At 60.4% G+C, this 20,941-nt stretch carries 18 protein-coding genes and 2 tRNA genes; 14 read left to right on the forward strand and 6 right to left on the reverse strand.

Annotated features, from left to right (window positions below; genetic code table 11):
• Positions 1-126: 126 nt before the first annotated feature.
• Genes hpnE through hpnD form a run of 3 tightly spaced genes read right to left on the reverse strand, consistent with a single transcriptional unit; the run spans position 127 to position 2,697 of the window.
• Complete coding sequence (gene hpnE, locus F506_RS12030; RefSeq protein ID WP_053197764.1) at positions 127-1,467, reverse strand: hydroxysqualene dehydroxylase HpnE; 1,341 nt, start codon at positions 1,465-1,467, stop codon at positions 127-129.
• Positions 1,451-1,810, reverse strand: a complete 360-nt coding sequence (locus tag F506_RS12035; protein WP_053197765.1) for a YxeA family protein — start codon at positions 1,808-1,810, stop codon at positions 1,451-1,453. The genes hpnE and F506_RS12035 overlap by 17 nt, the downstream gene beginning before the upstream one ends.
• Positions 1,811-1,863: 53 nt before the next feature.
• On the reverse strand, positions 1,864-2,697 hold the full coding sequence (gene hpnD / locus F506_RS12040) for a presqualene diphosphate synthase HpnD (RefSeq protein WP_053197767.1): 834 nt from the start codon (positions 2,695-2,697) through the stop codon (positions 1,864-1,866).
• 192 nt (positions 2,698-2,889) lie between these two features.
• Between hpnD and F506_RS23740 the strand changes: the two genes are divergently transcribed.
• Both F506_RS23740 and F506_RS12045 read left to right on the forward strand, forming a co-directional pair.
• Positions 2,890-3,015 carry a hypothetical protein gene (locus tag F506_RS23740; protein ID WP_268762574.1) on the forward strand — a complete coding sequence of 42 codons (126 nt, stop codon included), beginning with the start codon at positions 2,890-2,892 and terminating at the stop codon, positions 3,013-3,015.
• Positions 3,012-3,848: an HDOD domain-containing protein gene (locus F506_RS12045; RefSeq protein ID WP_053197769.1), complete on the forward strand. Its 837-nt coding sequence runs from the start codon at positions 3,012-3,014 to the stop codon at positions 3,846-3,848. The genes F506_RS23740 and F506_RS12045 overlap by 4 nt, the downstream gene beginning before the upstream one ends.
• A 68-nt stretch (positions 3,849-3,916) precedes the next feature.
• On the opposite strand, the gene dbpA is transcribed toward F506_RS12045, so the two are convergent.
• Positions 3,917-5,305 carry an ATP-dependent RNA helicase DbpA gene (dbpA, locus tag F506_RS12050; protein ID WP_053201522.1) on the reverse strand — a complete coding sequence of 463 codons (1,389 nt, stop codon included), beginning with the start codon at positions 5,303-5,305 and terminating at the stop codon, positions 3,917-3,919.
• 164 nt (positions 5,306-5,469) lie between these two features.
• A tRNA-Met gene (locus F506_RS12055) sits at positions 5,470-5,546 on the reverse strand.
• A 162-nt stretch (positions 5,547-5,708) separates the two neighbouring features.
• On the opposite strand from F506_RS12055, the gene F506_RS12060 reads away from it, so the two are divergent.
• Positions 5,709-5,915, forward strand: coding sequence for a hypothetical protein (locus F506_RS12060; protein ID WP_053201523.1), 207 nt, complete (start codon positions 5,709-5,711; stop codon positions 5,913-5,915).
• Positions 5,916-6,093: 178 nt separating this feature from the next.
• The gene (locus F506_RS12065; RefSeq protein ID WP_053197771.1) at positions 6,094-6,429 is read left to right on the forward strand and encodes a hypothetical protein; all 336 of its coding nucleotides are present in this window, start codon (positions 6,094-6,096) and stop codon (positions 6,427-6,429) included.
• 118 nt (positions 6,430-6,547) lie between these two features.
• Here F506_RS12065 and hpnC read toward each other — a convergent pair whose 3' ends face one another.
• Positions 6,548-7,357: a squalene synthase HpnC gene (gene hpnC, locus F506_RS12070; RefSeq protein WP_053197774.1), complete on the reverse strand. Its 810-nt coding sequence runs from the start codon at positions 7,355-7,357 to the stop codon at positions 6,548-6,550.
• 295 nt (positions 7,358-7,652) lie between these two features.
• On the opposite strand from hpnC, the gene F506_RS12075 reads away from it, so the two are divergent.
• The 10 genes from F506_RS12075 (at position 7,653) to lon (ending at position 20,824) form a co-directional block, all read left to right on the forward strand.
• A complete protein-coding gene (locus tag F506_RS12075; protein ID WP_235471138.1) occupies positions 7,653-8,765 on the forward strand; it encodes an efflux RND transporter periplasmic adaptor subunit in 1,113 nt (370 codons plus the stop codon).
• Positions 8,762-11,917 (forward strand): efflux RND transporter permease subunit, encoded by a 3,156-nt coding sequence (locus F506_RS12080; RefSeq protein ID WP_083457811.1) that lies wholly within the window; start codon positions 8,762-8,764, stop codon positions 11,915-11,917. The genes F506_RS12075 and F506_RS12080 overlap by 4 nt, the downstream gene beginning before the upstream one ends.
• 157 nt (positions 11,918-12,074) lie before the next feature.
• Positions 12,075-12,161 (forward strand) — tRNA-Leu (locus F506_RS12085).
• Between the two features lie 109 nt (positions 12,162-12,270).
• Positions 12,271-12,468, forward strand: a complete 198-nt coding sequence (locus F506_RS12090) for a DUF1653 domain-containing protein (RefSeq protein ID WP_053201531.1) — start codon at positions 12,271-12,273, stop codon at positions 12,466-12,468.
• Positions 12,469-12,538: 70 nt separating this feature from the next.
• Entirely contained in the window at positions 12,539-13,021 is a 483-nt protein-coding gene (locus F506_RS12095; protein ID WP_053197775.1) for a CreA family protein, read from the forward strand.
• Positions 13,022-13,024: 3 nt separating this feature from the next.
• Entirely contained in the window at positions 13,025-14,368 is a 1,344-nt protein-coding gene (locus tag F506_RS12100) for an amidase (RefSeq protein ID WP_053197777.1), read from the forward strand.
• Between the two features lie 172 nt (positions 14,369-14,540).
• Positions 14,541-15,887: a trigger factor gene (gene tig, locus F506_RS12105; RefSeq protein ID WP_053197780.1), complete on the forward strand. Its 1,347-nt coding sequence runs from the start codon at positions 14,541-14,543 to the stop codon at positions 15,885-15,887.
• A 52-nt stretch (positions 15,888-15,939) separates the two neighbouring features.
• On the forward strand, positions 15,940-16,566 hold the full coding sequence (gene clpP / locus F506_RS12110) for an ATP-dependent Clp endopeptidase proteolytic subunit ClpP (protein ID WP_053197783.1): 627 nt from the start codon (positions 15,940-15,942) through the stop codon (positions 16,564-16,566).
• A 288-nt stretch (positions 16,567-16,854) separates the two neighbouring features.
• A complete protein-coding gene (clpX, locus tag F506_RS12115; protein WP_053197785.1) occupies positions 16,855-18,120 on the forward strand; it encodes an ATP-dependent Clp protease ATP-binding subunit ClpX in 1,266 nt (421 codons plus the stop codon).
• A gap of 298 nt (positions 18,121-18,418) precedes the next feature.
• Entirely contained in the window at positions 18,419-20,824 is a 2,406-nt protein-coding gene (lon, locus tag F506_RS12120; protein WP_053197787.1) for an endopeptidase La, read from the forward strand.
• Positions 20,825-20,941: the final 117 nt, after the last annotated feature.

Here is a 20,941-nt window from a genome sequence, read left to right on the forward strand (position 1 = left end):
GTTAAATCTATGAAATTTGACCGTATCGTAGATCAAACCAGCAAGTCATGGGGTGAATCCCTTTGACAGAAAGATGAAAAGTTTCGCTGAATAAAATTCGTGCAGGCGCAGACGGGGTAATGAAAGCTACGAGAACAGTCCCGCCGCGGCAACTCCGCTGCGCACGGCGCCTTCCAGCGTTGCCGGATAGTCGCCGGCAACGTAGTCGCCGGCCAGCGCCAGACCGGCAGGCATGCCGGCATTGTCCGGCCGCAGCAGGCCGGGCGTGCAGGAAAATGTTGCACGTTTTTCCGAGATGACCTTGCTCCATAGCGGTGTCTGCAGCAGAGGATCGCCCAACTGGCGCGCCAGCTGGATAGCGATGCCCGCGACCAGTGCTGCATGCCCCTCGGCAATGGCGTCGCCGGCGGCGCTGACCACGACCGCCAGCAAACCGGCATCGGCTGCAACATCACCGAGTTGGCCGCGATCGAAGACGAATTGTCCCCAGGCCGCTATACCGGCATCGTCGGTCAAGGCGAAGAACGGTTGCGGCAGCCGCACGTGCGCCGGATATTGCAGATAGCAGGTGGTGATCGGCTCGTAGGCGAACGCGCGCAGCATCGTCGTATCGCACAGGCCGTCGAGCAGATCGGCGGCGCTTTCCGGCGCAACGGCGACGATCACGCCGTCGAACGATTGCGTGCCCGCAGCTTGTCTGAACGCGACGTTCCAGCGGCCTTCCGCCGCCGAGATGGAAGCGACGGCCTGGCCGCAGGTCACGCTGCCGCCGCGGCTTTCCACGAAAGCGGCTGCCTGCTGCGGAAACAAGGCGGTCAGGTCGGTGCGCGGGATCAGCATGTCGGATGCGGCACGGCGCGCACCGAGGCTGTCGCGCAGCACGTTCAGGAATACCTGCGCCGAGGCGCGTTGCGGCGGCGTGTTGAGCGCGGCGATGCACAGCGGCGTCCACATCAGGCGATTGAGCCGGTCGGTCTGGTCGAAGCGGTCCAGTAACTCGGCGACGGAACAATCCTCGTGCAACTGCCAGCCCATCCAGCGCGCCGTGGTCGAGAAGCGAGCCAGCGCCAGCTTGTCCTCGCGCGTCAGTCCGGTGGCGCGGAACAAGGCCGCCAGAACGTGCCACGGCGCCGGCAGGCGCGGCGCGACGAAATCCATGCCGTCGGCGCCGGCCGGATACCGCATTTGCAGCGGCAGGCGCAGCATCGCGCGGTCGGCATCGATGCCCGCGGTTTTCATGACGGAGAGGGTGGAGCGGTAGGCGCCCAGCAGGATGTGCTGGCCGTTGTCGAGCGTGCGGCCGTCGATGTCTACGCGGCGGGCGCGGCCGCCGAGGGTCCGGCCGGCTTCGAACAGGCTGACGCGCTTGCCTGCCTTGGCGAGGGTGACGGCAGCGGCGCATCCGGCCCAGCCGCCGCCGATGACGGCAATGTGATCACTGCTTTTCTTGTCAGGGAATGTTCCCATTCTTGATCCGGTCCGGTAATTCCCGCTGCTGCACTTCTTCCCATGCCGTTACCTGGTCGGCGGAAGACACGTACAGCCGCAGGTAAGTGTCGAGCGACAATTGCTTGGTCGCCGTGAAGGTCAGCGTCTTCTGCACGCCGCTTTCGCCCACGGCCGGCAACCTGTATTCGTAGTGTTGCCTGACGTAGGCGCCGGGCAGAATTTTTTTCCCGGGATCGATCACGTAGACATAGAACTCGTCTTTGCCGACGCGCTTGAGCAACTCGTTGAAGCCCGGGCTCATCACTACACAAATGGCAAAGGCGACGCCGGCGAGCAGCGATAGTACGTAAATGCGTTTCATGCTTCGGTCCGTCAATTTCGGAAAGTGAATTGACGTCCCGACTGCGCTAAAGTTCAGCCGCGAATATAGGTTTTCCAGGCCAGCCAGAGCTTGCGTATCGGTGTGAGCGAAATGCGCTGGTTCAGCACGTGAAAGCCGTCGCGCTCGATTTCGGTAAGCAGCGTGCGATAAATGGCCGACATCATCAGGCCGGGACGCTGTGCACGGCGATCTTCTTTTGGCAGCAATGCGAACGCTTCATCGTAAACGCGCTGGGCACGCTCCACCTGGAATCGCATCAGTTTCTCGAAATTTTCGCTGTGGCGCGCATTCAGGATGTCGGCGGCGGTGACGTTGAATTGCTGCAATTCATTGACCGGCAAATAAATGCGGCCCTTGCGGCCGTCTTCGCCGACGTCGCGGATGATGTTGGTCAGCTGGAACGCCAGGCCGAGTTTTTCGGCGAACAGCAGCGTACCGCCCTGAGTCACGCCGAAGATGCTGGCCGACAGGATGCCGACCACGCCGGCGACATGCCAGCAGTAACGCTGCAAGCCGGGATAGTCCAGGTAGCGGGTCTGGTCCAGGTCCATTTCCATGCCGTCGATGATGGCCTGCAGATGCTCGCCCTTGAGGCCGTAGGTCGCCACGTGCGGCTGCAGCGCCAGCGTCACCGGATGGCTGGGCTTGCCGTTGAGCATGGAAGCGATTTCCTTGCGCCACCACATCAGCTTGGTGCGCGCCACGCCGGCGTCGTCGATTTCATCCACGGTGTCGTCGACCTCGCGGCAGAACGCGTACAGCGCGGTGATGGCGCGGCGGCGTTCCGGCGGCAGGAACAGGAAGCTGTAGTAGAAGCTGGAGCCGCTTTGGGCGGCTTTTTGCTGGCAGTATTCGTCTGGAGACATGAGGTGGGATGAGGTAAAAAAGCGGGCGCCGTAAGGCCGCCGTCATGCAAGAAGCCGCTATGCTAGCCGACTAGGGGGCCGAGGGCAATCTGCTTCGCAATCCGGCGAGACGGCGCGCCTCTGCAATTACAGTGAAAGCTGGTTGCAGCAGCAGACGTTGTACATTAAGCTGAGGGCAACGAGGCAAGACTGATGATTGTCGGCAAGCGCCGCACAGGCACAGGAAATCATGCCGATGCTGTTGATAAAAATACAAAACAACAGACGCATTGCGCGACTGGGTTGAGCAATCAAGGCGAGGAGATCATTTCTTCATGAACAGACTGGAAGCTTTCAGAAGCATTGCAGTGCAGGCCGGACGGGGCGAGCTGGTGTTCCCGACCAACGTCAATGCCTCCATCAAACTGCAGCAGGCCCTCAACGATCCGAATTGCCATCTCGAGGCGGCATCAAAACTGGTCATGGCCGAGCCGTTGCTGTCGGCGCGTACCGTGGCGATCGCCAATTCGGCTGCCTACAACCGTTCCGGCGGCGAAATCAACAACGTGCGCACGGCCGTCATGCGACTGGGCTTCAAGACCCTCAACGCGATTACGACGGCCGTCATCGTGCGCCAGCTCGGCCGCAATATTTCGGATGCAGAGATGCGCGTCAAGGCGGCGCAATTGTGGGAACACACCGCCAACGTCGCGGCATTGGCGCAAGTCATCGCACTGAAGATGACGCGTCTCGATCCGGAAACCGCGATGTTCGCCGGCATCGTGCACGAAGTCGGCGGCTTTTACCTGCTCTCGCGCACCGATGAATTCCCGGGCCTGCTCGACGGTAATTCCGAAGACTGGGCGGAATACGGCGAGAAGATGATCGGTCGCGCCGTGCTCAAGAAACTCGGGATTCCCGAAGCCGTGGTGGCCTCGGTCGAATCGCTGTGGCACGGCATCCGCGTGCTGCCGCCGGAGACGCTGGGCGATGTGCTGCTGCTGGCCAAGGAGTTGTCGCCGGTGCCGTCGCCGTTCCGGCGCAGCGTGCTGGAAACCGGTCGCCAGTCCGACACCATCGTCGATGAATACATGGGCGACGACACGCTGCGGGACGTCTTGGAAGATTCCGCCGATGAAATCCGCTCGCTGACTTCGGCGCTGCTGATCTGACGCGCCTCTCGGGAAACAAAAAGGCAGCCCTTTGACGGCTGCCTTTTTTATTGCGCGAACGAAGCGCGTCAGGCGCTGCGCAACAGGCGCATCTTGAAATTGCGGCCCTTGATGTTGCCCGCGCTGAGCTTGTCGCAGGCCTTGTCGGCAATCCGATAGTCAAGTGCGACATAGGTCGAGAATTCGAACACGTTGATCTTGCCGACCTGTTCCTTGCTCAGGCCGACGTCGCCGGTGAGCGCGCCCAGCAGGTCGCCCGGGCGCAGCTTGTCCTTCTTGCCGCCCTGGATGCAGAGCGTGCGCATCGGTGCGCGCAGGACCTTGTCTTCGCTGGTGTCGAGCGCGTCGAGATCAAACCACTGCACGGCTGCGTGCTGGTATTCCTCGATCAGCTTGACCCAGCGTTTTTCGTTCGGCGTGCACAGGTTCAGCGCCAGTCCGCGCTCCTGGCCGCGACCGGTGCGGCCGATGCGGTGAATGTGCACTTCGGTGTCGCGCGTGACGTCGACGTTGATGACCGCGCTCAGGTTGGCGATGTCAAGGCCGCGTGCGGCGACGTCGGTCGCCACCAGCACCGAGCAGCTCTGGTTGGCGAACTGCACCAGGATTTCGTCACGCTCGCGCTGTTCCAGGTCGCCGTACAGGGCGAGGGCGCTGAAACCCTGGGCGCGCAATTCTTCGGCCAGCTCGCGGCAATGGATCTTGGTGTTGCAGAAGGCCAGTGTCGACACCGGCTGGTAGTGCTGCAACAGGCGCGCGACGGCAAAATTGCGCTGCTCTGCCGAGACTTCGAAGAAGCGTTGCTCGATCTTGTCGCCGTCATGGCGGGCTTCCACCTTGATCTCTTCCGGATCACGCAGGAAGCGTGCGCTGGCCTTGCGGATGTCGTCGGGATAGGTAGCCGAGAACAGCAAAGTCTGGCGCCGCGCCGAACAGGCGCTGACGATGCCTTCGATGTCTTCGTAAAAGCCCATGTCGACCATGCGATCGGCTTCGTCCAGCACCAGCGTCTGCACCGTGGCCAGATTGATGGTGCCGCGGCCAATGTGGTCGCGGATGCGGCCGGGCGTGCCGACCACGATATGGGTGCCGTGTTCGAGCGAGGCGATTTGCGGGCGCATCGCAGTGCCGCCGCAGAGCGTCAGAATCTTGATGTTTTCAGTGAAGCGCGCGAGGCGGCGCAATTCGTTGGAAACCTGGTCGGCGAGCTCGCGCGTGGGGCAAATCACCAGTCCCTGGATTGCGAAATAGCTGGGGTTGAGCTTGTGCAGCATGCCGATGCCGAAAGCGGCCGTCTTGCCGCTGCCGGTCTTGGCCTGCGCGATCAGGTCGCGTCCCTCCAGCGCCGCCGGCAGGCTCGCCGCCTGGATGGTCGTCATCTCGTGATAGCCGAGCTGCTCGAGGTTGGCGAGCATCGCCGGCGTCAACGGCAGGCTGGAAAAGGAAGATGAAGTCATGATCAGGGCAATCGAATGAGAGAGGTGCAGTCTAACAGAGGCGTTGTCGACGTCCGGGCAACGGCGGCGGCGCAAGGGAGTAAAAGCGATCGCGCAAAACAAAAAGCCTTTGACGTCGAAACGCCAAGGGCTTTGATATGCCTGCTGATTCATTTTTTGAAAACTGGTTGCGGGGGCAGGATTTGAACCTACGACCTTCGGGTTATGAGCCCGACGAGCTGCCAGACTGCTCCACCCCGCGTCTGAGGGACCGAATTCTACAGAGCATCGTTTTGAATAGCAAGGAATCATTTCCACGGCGGGATAAATAAACGCAGCGCATGGACGCAGAAGCGCGCCGCGCATACACTGCGCGCTTCATGAACGATCAGACGCACGAAGGCGAGGACAAGCAATGGGCAAGATGACTTACGAAGAATATCTGGATGAAGTGACGACGCTGATCACCGAGCTGTATGACGTGGCCGACGCCGACGCGATCAAACTGGTGGTGCAGGCGCAGGCCGCGGAGTTTTTCGTCGCGCACGACGACGATGAGAATTTGCGCACTGAGGAACGCGCGCTGCAGGACGCGCGTGCGATCTATAAACAAAGCCGTAAAAAACGCTGAGGCGAGGGCTTTAACAATTGGTTGCAAATGCAGCCGAACCATCGTGGATTCATGCCTTCTACTGTTACGTGACCGTTGCAAAGCCAGTCTGGGAGCGGTGTCCGGCGATGTCTGACAGACATCGCGAACATTCGCTGCCACGCGACGGATTCATTTAACCAAGTAAAGGAGATCAACAATGAAAACACGTCAGCTCATTATTGCCGCAGCAATGCTCGCCGTTACCGGCGGCGCCATGGCGCAACAAGCCAGCACTATGCAACCTTCGTCGCCAGATATGACCGTTCCTGCATCGCCGGCCAACGGCGTCTCCAACGATCCGTATGTGCAAAAGCGTCAGTCCGACGCCGACGCCAAGGCCGAATACAAGATGCAGAAGAAGACCATCAAGCAGCAAGCCAAGGCTGACAAGAAGGCTGCCAAGGCTGATCTGAAGGCGGAAAAGAAGGAATCGACTGCCGAGCGCAACGCACAGCTGGCTCAACCGCAGCCTAAGACCGACAAGACTCCTTGATCGCGCTTGCCGGTTAGCTGTTGATTGACGGTTGCCGCGACGCATGACCTGCGTTGCCGGCAATAAAAAGCCTCTTCGACGAAGAGGCTTTTTTGCGTTCATCCGGCATCATGCCGGATCACATTCTCAAGGCACGCCACATTACCAGCAGCCAATCGCGTTTGCCCAGCTTCGGCCGGCGCGTGAAGACGTCGCCATCGGCCAGTTCCAGACGTTCCAGTATCCGCAAGCCGCCTTGCACCACCATGCGCAACTCCCAGCCGATGCGTCCGGGCAGGCGGCGCGCCAGCGGTGCTCCCGACAGCATCATTGCGCGCGCGCGGTCGATTTCGAACTGCAGCAGCGCTTGCCAGGCTGCGCCGGCATTTTCTGAAGCGATGTCTTGCTCGCTTACGCCAAACCGTTCGAGATCATCCAGTGGCAGGTAAATGCGCTGCTTTTGCCAGTCGACCGCGACGTCCTGCCAGAAATTGATCAGTTGCAGCGCCGAGCAGATGGCGTCGGAGTCGCGCAGGTTCTCCGGCGTGGCGGCATCGTACAGATGCAGCATCAGCGCGCCGACCGGGTTGGCGGAACGGCGGCAATAGTCCAGCAGTTCGTCAAAGCTGCGATAGCGCGTGGTCACCACATCCTGCCTGAAGGCGGACAGCAGATCACGAAACGGCTCCAGCGGTAGCTGATGAGCGCGAATGACGCCGGCCAGCGCTGCAAACATCGGATCGGCCGGCGCTCGGCTCGCGTCTATGTCGTCCAGCGCGTTGTCATATGCGATCAGGGCAGCCAGGCGTTGCGGCGGCGTGGCGTCGCCTTCGTCGGCGATGTCGTCGGCGCTGCGGGCGAAGGCGTAGATCGCCTTGACGGCCGGGCGCAGATGCGCGGGAAGCAGCACGGAGGCGACGGGGAAGTTCTCGTAATGATCAACGGCCATGCCAGCAAAATATCCAATAAAAACGAAGAAAACTCGATATATATCCAAACGGCGGGCCCGCGACTATAATTACTAACCGCAAAGTCAGTAAGTTGCTCGCATCACCATCCGCTTGTCTCAAGTCCGTAAAAAGCCGTCCACGCCATGCCGCCGCGCCGTCGATGACGTCGCGCCGTCCGGTGCGTGCCGGCCAATGTAATTTCTGCCCGAATAGTAAAGGAAAAACGTGATCGCTCCGACTTCCGTGCCCGCTCCTGCGCGAGTATTGACCCGACCTGCATCGGGAAGCCGTCGATTGCGGCAAGCCGTCGCGCTCTGTCTCGCGGTGTCGGTACTGGCCGCATGTTCGAAAAAGGTCGAAAAGGTCGAGGAAATTCGTCCGGTCAGGGCCATGGTCATCGCCGCCGACAATGCCGAGGTGGTGGCGGAGTTTCCGGGCGAAGTGCGGGCGCGCGTGGAATCGCGGCTGGGCTTCCGGGTGGGCGGCAAGATCGTGGCTCGCAAGGTCGACGTCGGTACGGTAGTGCGGCGCGGCCAGGTGCTGATGCAGCTTGATCCGCAAGACCTGCAGCTGGCGCAACGCCAGGCGGATGCCGCGATGAAGTCGGCGCTGAGCAATCGCGATCTCGCCGCTGCGGAACTCAAGCGCTATCAGGAACTGCGTGACAAGAATTTCGTGAGCCAGGCGACCCTGGACTCCAAGCAAACCGCATATCAATCGGCGCTGTCGGGCTATGACCAGGCCGTGGCGTCGCTGCGCAACCAGTCGAATCAGACCGGCTATGCCGTGTTGACTGCAGACGTCGACGGGGTGGTGACGGCGGTCGACGCCGAAGCCGGCCAGGTGGTTGCCGCCGGTACGCCCGTGGTCAGTGTGGCGCAGGCCGGCGACAAGGACGTGGTGATCGGCGTACCGGAAGACAAGGTCGACGCCTTGCGCCGCAGCGCCGATGTGCGCGTGCGCCTGTGGGCCAATCCCAAAGACGTGATCGCTGGCAAGATCCGCGAAGTCTCGCCGATCGCCGACGCCGCCACGCGCACCTACACCTTCAAGGTGGCTTTGCCCGACTCCGCGAAGGATGTGCGGCTGGGCATGACGGCGTACGTCGCGTTTGCCGGCAAGACTTCCGGCGACATGATTCGTTTGCCGCTGACGGCACTGTATCCGGTCAATGGCAAGACGTCGGTGTGGGTGGTGGAGAACGGCGCGGTGAAGATCGTGCCGGTGCAACTGGGTGGGCAGAGCGGCAATGATGTGCTGATTGCCAATGGCCTGGCAGCCGGCCAGACGGTGGTGACCGCAGGCGTCAACCTGCTCAAGCCGGGGCAGAAGGTCAAGATCCTCGGCACCGAGCCACTCACCGGCGATGTGCAGGATGGCAAGGCGCCGCAAGGGAAGAATCCATGAGCGAGGCAAGGAAGGAAGGCCCGGATGGTCACGGCGACAACGACGGCAAGAGCGTGATCGATGCAGCCGCGCAGCCGCGCGGCTTCAACCTGTCGCGCTGGGCGCTGGAACATGTTCCGCTGATCCGCTACCTGATCGTGGTGCTGATCATCGGCGGCGTGATCGGTTACGGCAAACTGGGCCAGGACGAAGATCCGCCGTTCACTTTCCGCGCCATGGTGGTCACCGCCAAATGGCCGGGCGCGAGCGCCTTGCAGATGGCCAACCAGGTCACCGACAAGCTGGAGAAGAAGCTGCAGGAGACGCCCTACATCGACGTCATCCGCAGCTATTCCAAACCGGGTGAAACACTGATCCTGCTGCAATTGCGCGAATCGACGCCGCCCAAGGAAGTGCCGCCGACCTGGTACCAGGTGCGCAAGAAAATCAGCGACATCAAGCTGACCTTGCCGTCCACGGTGCAGGGGCCGTTCTTCAACGATGAGTTCGGCGATACCTACGGTTCGATCTTCGCGCTCTCCGCCGACGGCTTCACGTATGCCGAGGTCAAGGACTATGCCGACTTCGTACGCCAGCAATTGCTGCGCGTGCCGACGGTCGCAAAAGTGGAATTGTTCGGCGTGCAGGACGAGAAGATTTTCATCGAGTTCTCGCAAAAGAAATTTTCCCAGTTGGGCATCCCGTTCGACACCATCGTCAACCAGTTGGCGGCGCAGAACGCGCTGGAGTCCACCGGCGTGCTGGTGACCCCGGGCGACAACCTGCAGGTGCGCGTGAGCGGCGCATTCCGTTCGCCGAAGGAACTGGAAGAGATGCAGTTGCGCGCCAATGGCACCACGTTCAGGCTCGGCGATTTTGCCGTGGTCAAGCGTGAATACGTCGATCCTCCGGTGACCAAGATGCGGTTCAACGGCAAGGAGGCGATCGGCCTTGGCGTGTCGATGGAGAAGGGCGGCGACATCATTGCGCTGGGCCGTAACCTCGACAGGATGTCCGATGAATTGCGCGCCAAGCTGCCGGTCGGCATCGAGCTGGAGCGCGTATCCGACCAGCCGAAAATCGTCGCCGATTCGGTCGGTGAATTCATCCACACGCTGATCGAGGCGGTGCTGATCGTGCTGGCGGTGAGCTTCGTCGCGCTCGGCCTGCACACCAAGCCGCTGCGCATCGACGTGCGGCCGGGGCTGGTGGTGGCGCTGACGATCCCGCTGGTGCTGGCGGTGACGTTCCTGTTCATGCGCATCTTCGACATCGACTTGCACAAGATCTCCTTGGGCGCGCTGATCATCGCGCTCGGATTGCTGGTCGACGACGCCATCATCGCGGTGGAAATGATGGTGCGAAAAATGGAGGAGGGGCTGTCGCGCTTCGATGCGGCGACCTTCGCCTACACCTCGACCGCGATCCCGATGCTGACCGGCACGCTGATCACGGCCGCCGGCTTCCTGCCGATCGGCCTGGCCAAATCGGCGGCCGGCGAATACACGTTCTCGATGTTTTCGGTCAATGCGCTGGCCTTGCTGATTTCGTGGCTGGTCGCCGTGGTGTTCACGCCCTACATCGGCGTACTGCTGCTGAAGGTCAAGCCGGCCGCCAACGCCGACGGCCATCACGAATTGTTCGATACGCCGTTCTACACGCGCTTCCGCAAGCTGGTGAGCTGGTGCGTGGAATGGCGCAAGACCACCATCCTGCTCACGCTGGCGGCGTTCATGCTGGGCCTGTTTGGATTCCGCTTCATCGAGCAGCAGTTCTTCCCGGACTCCAGCCGCCCCGAACTGATGATCGAGCTGTGGCTGCCGGAAGGTTCGGCGTTCAAGGCTACCGAGGCGCAGGCGAAGAAGTTCGAAGCCTTCATCCGCAAGCAGGATGGCGTGGAAAGCGTCACCAGCTATGTCGGCACCGGCAGCCCGCGCTTTTACCTGCCACTGGACCAGATTTTCCCGCAGACCAACGTGTCGCAGATCGTGGTGTTGCCGAAGGACCTGAAAACGCGCGAGGCCCTGCGCTTGAAAATCGTCGACGCCTTCAGGAACGATTTTTCCGGCGTGCGCGGCCGCGTCAAGCTGCTGCCGAGCGGGCCGCCGGTACCGTACGCCGTGCAGTTCCGCGTGACCGGCACCGAGGTCGACAAGGTGCGCGCCATTGCCGACCAGGTGAAGACGGTGATGAACCGCAATCCCAACGTGATCGGCCTCAACGACAACTGGAACGAATCGGTCAAGGCCTTGCGCATCGATCTTGACCAGGACAAGTTGCGCGTGCTCGGCATCGGTTCGCAAACTGTCATGCGCACCGTCAACACCTTGCTGACCGGCACTGCCGTCGGCCAGTATCGCGAGGATGACAAGCTCATCGATATCCTGGTGCGCCAGCCGCTGGAAGAACGCGCCACCATCGATGCGCTCAACCAGGCCAACATTCCCACGGCCAGCGGCAAGAGCGTACCGCTGGCGCAGGTCGCGCGCGTGAGCCTGGCCTGGGAGCCCGGCGTGGTCTGGCGCGAAGACCGCGAATGGGCGATCACGGTGCAATCCGACGTCGCCGACGGCATCCAGGGCCCGACCGTATCGAGCCAGATCAGCCCGCAACTCGACGCCATCCGCGCCCGGTTGCCGGCCGGTTACGCGATCGAACTGGCCGGCGCCGCGGCCGACAGCAGCAAGGCGCAGGATTCGATTGCAGCCAACGTCCCGCTGGTGATTTTCATCATCTTCACCTTGCTGATGCTGCAGCTGCATAGCTTCTCGCGCGCCATGCTGGTGTTCCTGACCGGACCGCTGGGCGTGGCGGGAGCGGCGGTGGCCTTGCTGGTGCTGCATCGTCCCTTCGGTTTCGTCGCGCAACTCGGCGTGATCGCCTTGTTCGGCATGATCATCCGCAACTCGGTGATCCTGATCGACCAGATCGAACACGACATCGCCGCCGGCGCCGCACCGTGGGATGCCATCGTCGAATCGGCGGTGCGCCGGTTCCGTCCGATCATCCTGACCGCGGCGGCGGCGGTGCTGGCGATGATTCCGCTGTCGCGCTCGGTGTTCTGGGGGCCGATGGCGGTAGCGATCATGGGCGGCTTGGTGGTGGCGACGGCGTTGACGCTGCTGTTCCTGCCGGCGGCGTACGCGGCGCTGTTCAGGGTCAAAAAGCCCTAGGAAAATTGCAAAAAGGACAGATAAAAACCCAGACAGCCCGCCAAGCTTGCAGTAGAATAACGGGCTGCATTAAAACTGCTACCTCATTGACAGGACCTGGTTCTCCGGCGTACACGCTGAAAATCCAGCGCAAGCCGGTCGATGATTGCACCTTTCAGCGAGGGTGGCGAAATTGGTAGACGCACCAGGTTTAGGTCCTGACGCCAGCAATGGTGTAGGGGTTCGAGTCCCCTCCCTCGCACCAGTCATTCCCTTTGTTTTTTCGTTCGCCCGGCTCCGCAGCGCTGACTTGTTCGCGCGATGCTCCGGGCGATTTTCATTTGCAAGAGATGTTTATCGAACCGGGAGCAGGCATGCGCTATCAGCATTACAAGGGCGGCATTTACGAATTCCTGTACGAGGCGACGCTGGAGTCGGATCTGACGCCGATGGTGGTGTACCGCGCCGCCAACGGCACCGTCTGGATTCGACCGCGCGACGTGTTCCATGAAATGGTCGAGGTCGACGGCAAGCGCGTGCCGCGTTTTGCATTGATGGCCGACGCCGGGTAGCACCGGCGTTCCGGCAGGCTATCTGCTAAGGTTGCGGCCTAGTCTTCATCTTCAAAGTAAAGGAAAAATCATGCGCAAGCTTTCATGTCTGGCAGCGATCGCGCTGTCCTTGCCGGCGGTCGTCCTGCCCGCCGCCGCGCAGGAACTTGGCGACGTCAGCACGGCGTTCCGCTGGCTCGGCAAGAACGATCGCATCGCGGTGGAAGCGTATGACGATCCGAAAGTGGCCGGCGTGACTTGCTACGTGTCGCGCGCACGCACCGGCGGCGTCAAGGGCACGGTAGGCCTGGCCGAAGACAAGGCGGAAGCATCGATTGCCTGCCGCCAGGTGGCGCCCTCGATTTCGTTCAAGGGAACGGTGCCGGTGCAGGAGGATGTATTTTCGGAGCGCATGTCGATTCTGTTCAAGCGCCTGCACATCGTGCGGCTGGTCGATGTGAAGCGCAACACCCTGGTCTATCTGACGTATTCCGACAAGCTGATCGACGGCAGCCCGATGAATGCCATCACCGCCGTGCCGGTCTCCACGTCCACTCCCATTCCGGTGAAATAAATCATGAAGACAATCAGGACTCTCGCGGCCGAATTGCAGGCGGGCCGCACCACCAGCGTCAAGCTGGTCGAGCAGGCGCTGGAGCGCATTGCCGCTTATCGCGGGCAGGGCGGAGCCGCCTATGTCAGCGTCGACGCCGATCGTGCGCTGGCCTCTGCGCGCGCCAGCGATGTCGCGCGCGCTGCGGGCAATGTACCGTCGCTGCTGGCAGGTTTGCCGGTGTCGATCAAGGATTTGTTCGACGTCCGGGGCGAGGTGACCGCCGCCGGTTCCAAGGCGCTGGCGGATGCGCCGGCCGCACAAGCCGATGCACCTGCCGTGGCGCGTCTGCGCCACGCCGGCGCAGTGCTGCTGGGACGCACCAACATGAGCGAGTTCGCATTTTCCGGACTGGGTCTGAATCCGCATTACGGTACGCCGCGCAATCCTCTGGACGGCACGCGCGTCAGCGGCGGTTCGACTTCGGGCGGGGCGGTCAGCGTGGCGAGCGGCATGGCGGTGATGGCGCTGGGTACCGATACCGGCGGTTCGATCCGTATCCCTTCGGCGTTCTGCGGCCTGACCGGCTTCAAGCCGACTGCGCGGCGGGTGAGCCTGGACGGCGCGGCGCCATTGTCGACCACACTGGATTCGGCAGGGCCGCTGACGCGCAGCGTCGATTGCTGCGCGATTGCCGACGCGATTTTGTCAGGCGAAGTCCTGGCTACCGATGCCGTGCCGCTGGCCGGGCTGCGTTTCGGTGTGACGGAGGATGTCGTCAATGATGGCATGGAAGATACGGTGCGCGCTGCCTTCGAAGCGGCCTTGTCGCGCCTAGAAAAAGCCGGTGCGCTGATCCAGCGTTTCGCTTTCCCCGAATTGAAGGAGTTGCCGGTGATTAATGCGGGTGGCGGCTTCAGCGCGGCGGAATCCTGGGCCTGGCATCGCAATCTGCTGGAGCGCGCCGGCGACAAATACGACCCGCGCGTGGCGGTGCGCATCCGTCGCGGCGCGCAGCAAAGCGCTGCCGATTACATCGATTTGCTGGCCGCGCGCCGGCGCCTGATTGCGCAGGCCGAACGCCGTCTGGCGGTATTCGACGCCTGGCTGATGCCGACCGTGCCGGTGGTACCGCCGCTGTTGCAGCCTTTGCAAGACAGCGATGAAACTTTCTTCGCTACCAACGGGCTGGTGCTGCGTAATCCGAGCATGATCAATTTCCTCGACGGCTGCGCGCTGAACCTGCCTTGCCCGTCCGATAGCGAATTGCCCGTGGGCATCAGCATTTGCGGCAGTCACGGCGGCGATGCGCGCGTGCTGGCAATCGGCCGCGCAGTCGAGGCGCTTTTGCACGGCGGACAAGGCTGAGCGCCTCCTTCGGCGGTTTTTATCGGCTCCGATTCGCCGTTTTGGCGCAAGGGCATCTTTTCCGTATAAAATAGCGGACTTTAGCGCGGTCGGGCAGGGCAAAAAGCGATGGTTTCCACGCTTGTTCTTTCCGGGCCGCACCACGGAATTTATTAATTTTTGGACGATTCACATGGCAACTGCAGTCGAAACTCTGAGCAAACTTGAGCGCCGTATCACCCTGACATTCCCAATGGCCGACGTGCAGGCTGAAGTCGAAAAACGCCTGAAAGTGCGCGCGCGCACTGCCAAGGCGCCAGGCTTCCGCCCAGGCAAAGTGCCAATGAAGATGGTCGCCGCCCAGTTCGGCTACCAGGTCGAAACCGAAGTGCTGAACGACAAGGTCGGTCGCGCATTCAACGACGTCGCCGTCGAAAACAACCTGCGCGTTGCCGGTTATCCGAAGATCGAGCCAAAGACCAGCGAAGGCGTGGCTGAAGGTTCGCTGGCGTTCGACGCAACATTTGAAATCTATCCGGAAGTCGTCCTCGGCGATCTGTCCACGGCGGAAGTCGAGAAGACCACATCGGCCGTCTCCGACACCGAAATCGACAAGACCCTGGACATCCTGCGCAAGCAACGCGTGCACTACCACGTCAAGGGCGAGCAGGGCGCGCACGGCGACGGCGGCGAGCCGGTTGCACAAAACGGCGACCGCGCCACGGTCGACTTCGTCGGCAAGATCGACGGCGTTGAATTCCAGGGCGGCAAGGCTGACGCTTTCCCGTTCGTGCTGGGCGAAGGCCGCATGCTGCCGGAATTCGAAGCCGCAACACTGGGCCTGAAGGTCGGCGAATCCAAGACTTTCCCCCTGGCTTTCCCTGCTGACTACCATGGCAAGGACGTGGCCGGCAAGACTGCTGAATTCACCATCACGCTGAAGCAACTGGAATGGGCGCATCTGCCGGAAGTCGACGCAGAATTCGCCAAGTCGCTGGGTATCGAAGACGGCGACCTGACCAAGATGCGCGAAGATATCAAGCGCAACCTGGAACGCGAAGTCAGTGCCCGCACCAAGGCCAAGACCAAGGACAGCGTCATGGACGCCCTGATCAAGGTCAGCGAACTGGAAGTGCCGAAGGCACTGGTCGAGCAAGACATCGAACGCCTGATCGAAATGGCGCATCAGGACATGGCGCAACGCGGCATGGATCCCAAGGGCATGCAACTGCCGCGCGAACTGTTCACTGCGCAAGCGGAACGTCGCGTTCGCCTGGGTCTGATCCTGGCCGAAGTCGTCAAGACCAACAAGCTGGAAGCCACCGAAGAACAAGTCAAGGCGCAAGTCGAAGACTTCGCACAAAGCTACGAAGACCCGCAACAAGTCCTGAAGTACTACTTCAGCGACCGTCGCCGTCTGGCCGAAGTTGAAGCCCTTGTTTTGGAAGAAAACGTCGTCAACTACGTGCTGGGTAAATCCAAAGTTTCCGAGAAATCGGTCGCGTTTGACGCCTTGATGGGCAACCAGCCGCAAGCGTAATCCGACCTTCCCGGGTAACATCTGAGAAGACTACGACGCATAAGGAATGCACATGACAGGTTTGATTAGGCAGTCTGCACTGGATACAGAAATGCTCGGCATGGTGCCGATGGTGATCGAGCAGAGCGGTCGCGGCGAGCGTGCGTACGATATTTATTCGCGCCTGCTGAAAGAGCGCATCATTTTCCTGGTTGGTCCGGTCAATGATGCGACCGCCAATCTGGTAGTGGCGCAGTTGCTGTTCCTGGAGAGCGAAAATCCTGACAAGGATATCTCGCTGTACATCAATTCCCCGGGCGGCTCGGTGTCGGCCGGCATGGCGATTTTCGACACGATGCAATTCATCAAGCCGGACGTCTCCACGCTGTGCACAGGCCTGGCTGCTTCGATGGGTGCGTTCCTGCTCGCCGCCGGCGCCAAGGGCAAGCGTTTCTCGCTGCCGAACTCGCGCATCATGATTCACCAGCCTCTGGGCGGTGCGCAAGGCCAGGCATCGGATATCGAAATCCAGGCACGCGAAATCCTGTACCTGCGTGAACGTCTGAACGCCATCCTGGCTGAAAAGACCGGTCGTACGATCGATCAGATCGGCAAGGATACCGATCGCGACAACTTCATGTCGGCGGAAGCCGCTGCGGAGTATGGCCTGATCGATCAGGTACTGGAAAAGCGCGCGTAATTCAGGATTGCGCCGCCGATTCAGCGTCGCATTGCTGCATTTCAAGAAAATGCCCGGACTGCGGTCCGGGCATTTTTCTTTTGCAGCGCGTCATCGTCCAAAGCGGTCGAGACGCGCTGTCAATGCTGCGATTAGGGACGGATTTCCGTCTCATTGCTTTTTTTGTCTGCGATCCCATATGGAGTACTCTGGAAGCTCGTTTTTACCGGCTTTCAAATATGGCGATTCCGTGACGAATCATGAAATCGCAGGTATGATCAAGCCGAACTCTATTCACATTTGCCCTATATGTCCGAGAAAAAATCTTCCAGTGGCGAAAAGCTGCTTTATTGCTCGTTTTGCGGCAAAAGCCAGCATGAAGTCAAGAAACTGATCGCAGGTCCGTCAGTCTTTATTTGCGACGAATGCATCGACCTGTGCAATGACATCATTCGCGACGAAGCCTCCAGCGTTGAATCGGTTGCCGGCGCCAAATCCGACCTGCCGACGCCGCAGGAGATTTCCGAATTGCTTGATCAGTACGTGATCGGGCAATCGACCGCCAAGCGCATCCTCTCGGTCGCGGTGTACAACCACTACAAGCGTCTGAAGCACCTCGGCAAGAAAGACGATGTCGAACTCGCCAAGAGCAACATCCTGCTGGTTGGTCCGACAGGTTCGGGCAAGACCCTGCTGGCGCAGACGCTGGCGCGCATGCTCAACGTACCGTTCGTGATCGCCGATGCGACCACGCTGACCGAAGCCGGCTACGTTGGCGAAGACGTCGAGAACATCATCCAGAAGCTGCTGCAGAACTGCAATTACGAAGTCGAGAAGGCCCAGCGGGGCATCGTCTACATCGATGAAATCGATAAGATCTCGCGCAAGTCCGACAATCCGTCGATCACTCGCGACGTGTCCGGTGAAGGCGTGCAGCAGGCATTGCTGAAGCTGATCGAAGGTACTATGGCATCCGTGCCTCCGCAAGGCGGCCGCAAGCATCCCAACCAGGATTTCGTGCAGATCGACACGACGAACATCATGTTCATCTGCGGCGGCGCCTTCGATGGCCTGACTAAGATCATTTCCGAGCGCTCCGAGAAGAGCGGCATCGGTTTCGGCGCCAACGTCAAGAGCCAGACGCAAAAGACCGCCAGCGAAGTCCTGCTGCACGCGGAACCGGATGATCTGGTCAAGTTCGGCCTGATCCCTGAACTGGTCGGTCGCTTGCCGGTTATTGCTGCACTCAACGAATTGAATGAAGAAGCACTGATCCAGATCTTGCTGGAGCCGAAGAATGCGCTGATCAAGCAGTATTCCAAGCTGTTGCAAATGGAAGGCGCCGAACTGGAAATCCGTCCTGCCGCGCTGCAAGCGATCGCCAAGAAGGCCCTGGCCCGCAAGACCGGCGCGCGCGGCCTGCGTTCCATCCTCGAACACGCTCTGCTGGATGTGATGTACGAACTGCCAAGCCAGCAAAACGTCGCCAAGGTGGTCATCGACGAGAATACCATTACCAACGGCGCCAAGCCCTTGCTGATCTATCACGAACAGCCCAAGGTTTCAGGCGCCTGATCGCAGGGCGAAACGGGCGGCGGCGACAAAAATCGCCGTCCCGATTCGCCCCGGCTAAAAGCGGTACAATAAACCGCAGACATCACTCAGGCTTCCATCGTAAAGCCACCCGAGGGCGACTTCGTGTGTGGCTTTTTTTGTTTGAGATTTCATTGTTTTTCTGGCATTTATTTGTTTCCGCCAACCGCAGCACGTACCTGGTTTTACCCGCAAGTTGTCGTGTTTTTATTTCAATCTGGGCTTGTGTTTTAACAGCTCGCGCCAACATCACTAACAGTAACTTTTGATAAGGCTCGCCATGACGACTTCTACTCTCACAGAACAAACGCAATTGCCTCTGTTGCCGTTGCGGGATGTTGTTGTCTTCCCGCATATGGTGATTCCTTTATTCGTCGGCCGCCCGAAGTCGATCAAGGCTCTGGAAGCCGCGATGGAGCAGGGCAAGAGCATCATGCTTGCCGCCCAGAAAGCCGCCGCCAAGGATGAGCCGTCGGCTGACGACATCTACGAGATCGGCTGCGTCGCCAACATCCTGCAAATGCTGAAGTTGCCCGACGGCACCGTCAAGGTCCTGGTCGAAGGCGCACAGCGCGCGCGCATCCATCACATCAGCGAGCTCGACACCCACTTTGTGGCCGATCTGACGCCGGTCGAATCCGAACTGGGCGACGAGGCCGAAGTCGAAGCCATGCGCCGCACCATCGTTCAGCAGTTCGACCAGTACGTCAAACTGAACAAGAAAATCCCGCCCGAGATCCTGAGCTCGCTGGCAGGCATCGACGACGCCGGCCGCCTGGCCGATACCATCGCCGCACATCTGCCGCTCAAGCTCGAGCAAAAACAGGTCATCCTGGAAATCTTCAATGTCGCCAAGCGTCATGAGCATCTGCTCGGCCAGCTCGAAGGCGAACTGGACATCCTGCAGGTCGAAAAGCGCATCCGTGGCCGCGTCAAGCGCCAGATGGAAAAGTCGCAGCGCGAGTACTACCTGAACGAACAGGTCAAGGCGATTCAGAAGGAGCTCGGCGAAGGTGAAGACGGCGCCGACCTGGAAGAGCTGGAGAAGAAGATCCTCTCCGCCAAGATGCCTAAGGATGCGCTGGAAAAGGCGCAATCCGAACTCCGCAAGCTCAAGCTGATGTCGCCGATGTCGGCCGAAGCCACGGTCGTGCGCAACTACATCGACACGCTGGTCGGTCTGCCATGGAAGAAGAAGTCCAAGGTCAACAATGACTTGCCGAATGCCGAAAAAGTCCTTGAAGGCGACCATTACGGTCTCGACAAGGTCAAGGAACGCATCCTGGAATACCTCGCCGTACAACAGCGCGTCGACAAGCTGAAAGCGCCGATCCTGTGCTTCGTCGGTCCTCCGGGCGTAGGCAAGACCTCGCTGGGGCAATCGATCGCCCGTGCGACAAACCGCAAGTTCGTCCGCATGGCGCTGGGTGGCGTTCGCGATGAAGCCGAGATCCGCGGCCATCGTCGTACCTACATCGGTTCGATGCCGGGCAAGATCCTGCAAAGCCTGGCCAAGGTCGGCGTGCGCAATCCCTTGTTCCTGCTCGACGAAATCGACAAGCTGGGCATGGATTTCCGCGGCGATCCGTCGTCGGCGCTGCTGGAAGTGCTCGATCCGGAACAGAACCACACCTTCTCCGACCATTACATCGAAGTCGATTTCGATTTGTCGGATGTGATGTTCGTGGCGACATCGAACTCCTTCAACATCCCGCCGGCGCTGCTGGACCGGATGGAAGTGATTCGCCTGTCGGGATACACCGAAGATGAAAAGACCAGCATCGCACAACGCTATCTGCTGCCGAAACAGATCAAGAACAACGGTCTGAAAGAGGGCGAGATCAGCGTGGCCGAGTCGGCGCTGCGCGACATCATCCGCTACTACACCCGCGAAGCCGGCGTACGTTCGCTGGAACGCGAAGTGTCAAAGATTTGCCGCAAGGTCGTGAAGATGCTACTGCTGAAGAAGCAGGAGAAAAAGGTCACCGTGACTTCGCGCAACCTGGACAAATTCCTCGGCGTGCGTCGTTTCGATTTCGGTATCGCCGAGAAAGAAAACCAGGTCGGCCAGGTCGTCGGTCTGGCATGGACCGAAGTGGGCGGCGATTTGCTGACCATCGAAGCCGTGACGATGCCGGGCAAGGGCGGAGTGATCCGTACCGGCACCTTGGGCGACGTCATGAAGGAATCGATCGAAGCCGCGCGGACCGTCGTACGCAGCCGTGCGAACAAGCTTGGCATCAAGAGCGAAGTGTTCGAGAAGCGTGATATCCACATTCACGTTCCCGAAGGCGCAACGCCGAAAGATGGTCCATCGGCAGGTATTGCGATGACCACGGCGATGGTGTCGGTGTTTACCGGTATTCCGGTTCGCGCCGACGTGGCGATGACCGGCGAAATCACCTTGCGCGGCGAAGTATTGCCGATCGGCGGCCTGAAGGAAAAACTGCTGGCGGCGCATCGCGGCGGCATCAAAACGGTATTGATTCCTGAGCAGAACGTCAAGGATCTGACCGAGATTCCCGACAACGTGAAGAACAAGTTGGAAATCGTGCCGGTGCGTTGGATCGACAAGGTGCTGGAAATCGCGCTGGAGAGCCAGCCGGTTGCCCTGACTGAAGAGGAGGCGGCGGTAGTTGCCGTCGCACCGAAGGAATCGACCGACCCGAGCGTCGTGAAGCATTGATGTAATTTGTTCAGGCCTCACGGTCTGTGACGAAAAAGGCGCTCTCCGGAGCGCCTTTTTTTGTCCCGTCAGTTCATCACCTGTCATTGTTGATAGAAAGATAAACCTTTTACATCA

This window comes from Herbaspirillum hiltneri N3 (genome assembly GCF_001267925.1).
GTDB classification, from domain to species: domain Bacteria; phylum Pseudomonadota; class Gammaproteobacteria; order Burkholderiales; family Burkholderiaceae_D; genus Herbaspirillum; species Herbaspirillum hiltneri.